We start from the raw sequence: 1,867 nt of genomic DNA, 5'->3' as shown, positions 1-1,867 counted from the left end.
CGGCGGCCCGGCCGGGCCGCCGCACCGCACCCCGGGGGTCAGGCGCGGACGATCGCCAGGACGGCGTCGCGGAGCTCGGCCATCCGGGCCGGGTCCTCGGCCTCGACGTTCAGCCGCAGCAGCGGCTCGGTGTTGGACGCCCGGAGGTTGAACCACCAGTCGGCGCCGGCCACCGTCAGGCCGTCCAGCTCGTCGACGGTCACGCCCTCCAGCGCGCCGTAGGTCGCGCGCACCTCGGCCGTCCGGCCGGCCTGGTCCGCCACGGTGGAGTTGATCTCGCCGGAGGCCGCGTAGCGGTCGTACCGGGCGCACAGCTGCGAGAGCGGCTGCTCCTGGCCGCCGAGCGCGGCCAGCACGTGCAGGGCGGCCAGCATGCCGGTGTCGGCGCGCCAGAAGTCGCGGAAGTAGTAGTGCGCGGAGTGCTCGCCGCCGAACACGGCGTCGGTGCGGGCCATCTCCTCCTTGATGAAGGAGTGGCCGACCCGGGTCCGGACGGGCACCGCGCCCAGGTCGGTGACGACCTGCGGCACCGTCCAGGAGGTGATCAGGTTGTGGATCACGGTCGGCTTCTCCTCGCCGGCCGCGCGGGCACGGGCGATCTCCCGCTCGGCGACCAGGGCGGTGATCGCCGAGGGCGAGACCGGCTCGCCGCGCTCGTCCACCACGAAGCAGCGGTCGGCGTCGCCGTCGAAGGCGAGGCCGAGGTCGGCGCCGACCTCGCGCACCTTGGCCTGCAGGTCGACCAGGTTCTTCGGGTCCAGCGGGTTGGCCTCGTGGTTCGGGAAGGTGCCGTCCAGCTCGAAGTACATCGGCACGACCTCGACGGGCAGCGCGGCGAGCACGGCCGGCACGGTGTGGCCGCCCATGCCGTTGCCGGCGTCGACGGCGACCTTGAGCGGCCGCATCCCGGACAGGTCGACCAGCGAGAGCAGGTGGGCCGCGTAGCCGTCCAGGGTCTCCCGGGAGGACAGCGTGCCCGGGGTGGTGCCCTCGGCGGCGGCGGGGACGGTGACGGTGCCGTCCTCGGCGAGCCAGGACTCCACCAGCTCGCGGATCTCGGTCAGACCGGTGTCCTGGCCGACCGGGGCGGCGCCGGCCTTGCACAGCTTGATGCCGTTGTACTGGGCCGGGTTGTGCGAGGCGGTGAACATGGCGCCGGGCAGGTCGAGGCTGCCGGAGGCGTAGTAGAGCTGGTCGGTGGAGCAGAGGCCGATCTCCACCACGTCCGCGCCGTACGCGGCGGCGCCCTCGGCGAAGGCCCGGGACAGCTCGGGGGAGGAGGGCCGCATGTCGTGCCCGACGACGACCGCGGAGGCGCCGAGCACCTGCACGAAGGCCGCGCCGAAGGCGCGGGCGTACGAGGCGTCCCACTGGTCGGGCACCACGCCCCGGACGTCGTACGCCTTCACCAGCTGACTGAGGTCCCGCATCGCGGCTCCCACCCTGTTCAGGTGCGGGACGGCCCGCACGGTCTCTTCGTCGACACCCGGTGCGGGGCTCCGGGTGCCGGCTGCCGCCGGTGCCCGGGGAGGGCGCCGGCCGGCCGGCGGGCCGGTCGCGAGCGGCCGGTTGCTTCACGATCGCCGGGTGTCACGTGGTGCTGAGACTACCTGCTGCCCGGAGGCCGCCCGTCCCGGCGGCCGGTCGGGTGGACACGACGCTGTACGATCCGCATTCCGGGCCGTGTGCTCGGGAGCCATCCGGGCCCTGTCGCGATGACATGCGCCGTCGACCCCTCCGGCTGCGGGCTCGCCGCACGTTCCCCGAAGTTTCGAAAGGCTGTGCCGTGACTGCCCCTGAGGAGACCACCTTCGCCGATCTCGGCAGGGTGCTGGTGATCATCCCGACCTACAACGAGGCCGAGAAC

Annotated in this window: 1 protein-coding gene; it reads right to left on the bottom strand. The window is 73.7% G+C overall.

Annotated features, from left to right (window positions below; translation table 11 throughout):
- Positions 1–38 precede the first annotated feature (38 nt).
- A complete protein-coding gene (locus tag ABZ641_RS35625) occupies positions 39–1,430 on the bottom strand; it encodes a phosphomannomutase/phosphoglucomutase (protein ID WP_359988573.1) in 1,392 nt (463 codons plus the stop codon).
- Between the last annotated feature and the right edge of the window lie 437 nt (positions 1,431–1,867).

Source organism: Kitasatospora sp. NPDC007106 (genome assembly GCF_040634455.1).
Lineage (GTDB): Bacteria > Actinomycetota > Actinomycetes > Streptomycetales > Streptomycetaceae > Kitasatospora > Kitasatospora arboriphila.
Note: the sequence above shows the minus strand (reverse complement) of the source record. Positions and strands in the feature narration are given on the sequence as shown.

Excerpts from the sequence above, each read along its gene's own strand:
- ABZ641_RS35625 (WP_359988573.1), bottom strand. The coding sequence starts at position 1,430 with ATGCGGGACCTCAGTCAGCTGGTGAAGGCGTACGACGTCCGGGGCGTG.